The 3,861-nt window shown below is 69.1% G+C and carries 2 protein-coding genes and 2 pseudogenes; 2 read left to right on the plus strand and 2 right to left on the minus strand.

The annotated features are described in order from the left end of the window. A partial coding sequence (locus ACFVZW_RS36850) for a hypothetical protein (RefSeq protein WP_384530938.1) occupies positions 1 to 721 on the plus strand: 721 nt, incomplete at its 5' end. Here the strand turns inward: ACFVZW_RS36850 and ACFVZW_RS36855 are convergent. After that, the gene (locus tag ACFVZW_RS36855; protein ID WP_384530940.1) at positions 718 to 2,145 is read right to left on the minus strand and encodes an MFS transporter; all 1,428 of its coding nucleotides are present in this window, start codon (positions 2,143 to 2,145) and stop codon (positions 718 to 720) included. The genes ACFVZW_RS36850 and ACFVZW_RS36855 overlap by 4 nt on opposite strands. A 165-nt stretch (positions 2,146 to 2,310) precedes the next feature. Here ACFVZW_RS36855 and ACFVZW_RS36860 point away from each other — a divergent pair. Beyond that, a pseudogene (locus ACFVZW_RS36860) lies at positions 2,311 to 2,811 on the plus strand (endonuclease/exonuclease/phosphatase family protein); the annotation flags it as partial. Positions 2,812 to 3,093: 282 nt separating this feature from the next. Here ACFVZW_RS36860 and ACFVZW_RS36865 read toward each other — a convergent pair. Then, a pseudogene (locus ACFVZW_RS36865) lies at positions 3,094 to 3,264 on the minus strand (helicase associated domain-containing protein); the annotation flags it as partial. Between the last annotated feature and the right edge of the window lie 597 nt (positions 3,265 to 3,861).

Below are 3,861 nucleotides of genomic sequence, written 5' to 3' on the forward strand. Positions count from 1 at the left end.
CCTCAGCGGTGAGCTCTCACCTGCTGAGGTCGGGACGGCGGTGATGCGCATCGCCAGCTGCAATGACGTCGCCCCCGAAGGCGACCGCCCGCCTCGTCCGGCAGACGCCTTTGACTCGTTTCTTTACGGACTGCTGACCTTCGACAGCCTCTTCGCGGCCAGCGGCCTGCGGGTCACCGACAACTCCACAGGCGTCACCTTCCTGCCTGGCTGCTGCGATGGACTGGAGGACTGGCGCGACTGGCACCAGTTCGCCGACGGCGGCAGCCTGCTCGGATTCGGCCACGACCCCTTATCACCGGTTGCGGAACGCTTCGGTGACACCGTCCGGCTCACCGTCAACGCCGACCAGAGCGACAGTCCGGTGGTCGAGCTGTCCATCACCGAGCTCCGCAACCTGCTCGCCGGCGCCGAGAGCGACCTGGCCGACTTCCTCGCGCTGGCAGCCGACTGGGCCTCCAGGCACCTGTCTGGCCACTGCGCTCGGCGTCACAGCCGCCCTCGCCCGCGTCCTCGACCTTCCCACGCCGGCACCGCCGCAGCCGTAGGACGGCGGGGCCTGGCTTCGTCGGCCAAGAAGGCAGGCCCCTATGGCTTGCGACGCGGTGAGCATGTTCGTGTGTACCTCCCTGGGCACTTCGACGTGTACGCCGACGCCAGCACCCTCATCCGGCTCGACACCCTCGCCGGCATCGCTGGCATCGCCGGCAAGACCCCCTAGGGGGAGTCTGGCGGCGCAGGCCGGTCCGGTGTGCGGACCAGGCGGAGCAGGAGCGCTCCTCCGAGCAGGGCGAGCACAGCCGCGGCGCGGAGCACCAGCTCGATGGCCGAGCCATCGGAGGCCGCGCTCGACGCGGAACCGCTGAGCGCTTCCAGCACTGTCGAGGCGACGGCGACGGCCAGCGCGCCGAGCAGGACCAGCGACGTCAGGACGAAACCGGACGCGGCGGCGAGACGGGACTGCGGTACGTACGACTGGGTGGCGACGTTCGTCAGGGCCCAGCCGAGGCCCAGCCCGGCGCCGACCACGGCGAAGACCACGAGATACAGGCCGATCGGTGTCGACCAGGTAAGGGCGAGCAGGGAGGTACCGCTGAGGAACATGGCGATGGCCATGAGTACTTCGGGCCGCCACCGGTGCGCCAGGTGCCCTGAGAAGTAGCTGGCCGTGCCTGCGCCGACCGAGAGCGCGAGGAAGATCAGCCCCGCGGTGAAGGGGGAGAAGCCCCGCGCCTGCTGGAGGTAGAGCGCGGAGAAGACGGCGACGAGGCAGTAGACGACGTTGGACAGGGACCCGGCCAGGGTGATGGTGACGAACGGGCCGTTCCGTAGCAGTGCGAGGTCCAGCAACGGTTCCGCGCTGCGCCGCTCGATCCGGGCGAACAGGGCCAGCAGCGCGGCTCCGGCGAGGAGGCAGCCCCAGGTCGCCGGGGCGGCCCAGCCCCACGCGGAGCCCTGGTCCACGCCGAGCATGATCAGTGTCAGCCCGCCCGCGATCGCGGCTGCGCCGGGCAGGTCGAGCCGCCCCGTGGCGTGGGTGTCGCGGGTCTCGGGGACGTGGCGGAGCATCAGGAACACGGCGGCGGCGCAGATCGGCACGTTGAGATAGAACACGGCACGCCAGCTGACGTGTTCGGCGAGCGTGCCGCCGACGAACGGTCCCAGGGCGGTGCCCACGGCGCTGAAGGCGAGCACCGTTCCGACGGCGCGGCCCTGCCGGTCGTCCCTGAAGTAGGCCGTGACGACGGCGACGGCGACCGGGAAGATGAAGGCGGCGGTCACGCCCTGCACCACCCGCCCGGCGACGAGCCACCCGGTGGACGGTGCCAGGGCGCACAGGACGGAGACGGCGCCGAAGCCGATGAGTCCGCAGACGAGTGTCCGCCGCCGGCCGTGGACGTCGGCGACCCGCCCTCCGGTGATCATGAAGGCGCCCAGGGTGAGCATGTATCCGCTGACCAGCCACTGCAGGTCGGTGGTGGGTTCGTGGAAGTCCCGGGCGATCACGGGAAGGGTGAGGTTGAGGGCGAACCAGTCCATCTGGACGAGCAGCATGGACAGCGCGGCCGCCGTGATCACGGCACGGTCCCGGCCGGTGAACAGGCCCGGGCCCCGCGCGGCGCGGTGCGGGGAAGGAGCCTTCATCGAGCACCTCGATTCCGCTCTCCCTCTTCATCGTGGCATCGCCCCACCCCGACGGCGACACGACCCCGCACGGGCCGGACGTGACACCTGGGCTGACAGGGTCCGCACCGAGTTGACCACGCTGAATCCGAAGGACAGGAACCCGCGCTCCTTCCTCACCGGAGGGATGCACCCTGCCGTGTGGCCGCACCACTGTCACGGGACGCGCGGTCCGCGCCTGTAAACACCCACATCGACCCTGGGCCTGCAAACAGGAACCAGCAGACAATCGAGGTCGCCCAGAAGGCCGAGGAGTATGCCAGGGCTGGAGACCCGGTGGTGCTCGCGGGTGACTTCAACATGCTGCCCCATGACCCGGGCATGGCTCCTCTGTACAACCACAACGGCGGAACCGGGGTCTTCCAGGAGGTCGATGAGAACGACAAGGCGAACTTTCCCAACCCCAAGGAATACCCGTACGGCTGCGCGCAGAGTCAGGACCGCTGCCGAAGCGGGGAGTGGACGGCTGAAGAGAAGTTCTCGCCCAATGTCAGCGAGCCGGGAAAGATCGACTACATCTTCCTGAGCTACTACTGGTTTACTACGCTTCGCGGTGACGCGGCTACATGCACAGCCGGCATGTCGGACCACCACCTTCTGCGAGGGGCAGCTGCCTTGGAGCACTGACACGCAGCGGAGGGCTGGGTTCCCTGATCTGGGAACCCAGCCCTCTACGGATGCGGAGTCGAAGCCGAGGCGTTGCGCGCGGACCCATCGTCCGAGGCCTTCGACGCGGTGGACGACGATGCCTGGCTCGGTGGGCAGTTCGCCGCCGACCTCCTCCAGGTGCAGCCTTGTGAGGTGGAAGGCGCGTTGCCATTCCACTGGCCAGGCCGGGCACCAGGAGGGGTCGATCTCTTCCAGCTGTTCGCGTCGTTCTTCTGTCAGGGCGCCGGCCCATGACTTCATCGGGAGTCTGTCGGCTTGGCGTTGTTCGAGGTCCTGGGCGGGTTGGGCGGCGGCGCGTGTGTTCTGCAGCCAGGTGCCGACTTTGTAGCCTTGGTGGGCGGCGTTGAGTGGGGCGAGGAGGTGGCTGTGTTCGGCCGCCCACCCGGACGCGGCGTCAGGCCCTCCTTCCATGCGACGTTGAGATGGCTCCAGACCATGCCGAGCTTCTCCAGCTGGGCGATGCGGTCGTCGTCCATGTTGCCGCGGGCGTAGAACCGGCGCACGCGTCGGCGGTCCACTGCCCCAGCGGGAAGTTTGCGAGCGAGGCCGACCACCCGACCCCCTTCGGCTTCCTCGCCCTTGGGGACGCGGTGGGTGAACGGGACGCGCAGGTCGCCGTGTTCGAGGGCGTTGATGACGGCGGCTTCCACCCCGCGCCGCCAGTGCTCGTGTTCCGGGTTGAGGACGGAGAGGTTGATGAACGCCGCGGGGGCGGCCGGGTCGCGGGGCGTGGAGAACTTCAGCAGGGCCTTGGCGGGGGTGCTGACGTCTCCAGAGCCGTCGCCGTGCCCGCCCGACTCAACCAGTCCGCGCTGGTCCGGTCTGAAGTAGCGGGCTTGTGGATCGTCATCAATGGTGACTGCCGCGGGCGGAGGTGCAGGCGTCGGCGGGGGTGACGGCGGGTCGTTTGCCTCCGTTTGCCAGGCGTGCGGTGGCCAGGTCGCGCTGATCAGCGCGGGCTGTGCTCGGCATATCTGTCTGCCTCATCTTGGGGTGCCATCTGGTCGA

This window comes from Streptomyces sp. NPDC059567, from assembly GCF_042735655.1.
GTDB lineage: Bacteria > Actinomycetota > Actinomycetes > Streptomycetales > Streptomycetaceae > Streptomyces.

What these genes read in the sequence shown, in the direction of transcription:
- ACFVZW_RS36855 (WP_384530940.1), bottom strand. Translation starts at nt 2,145, where the DNA reads ATGAAGGCTCCTTCCCCGCACCGCGCCGCGCGGGGCCCGGGCCTGTTC.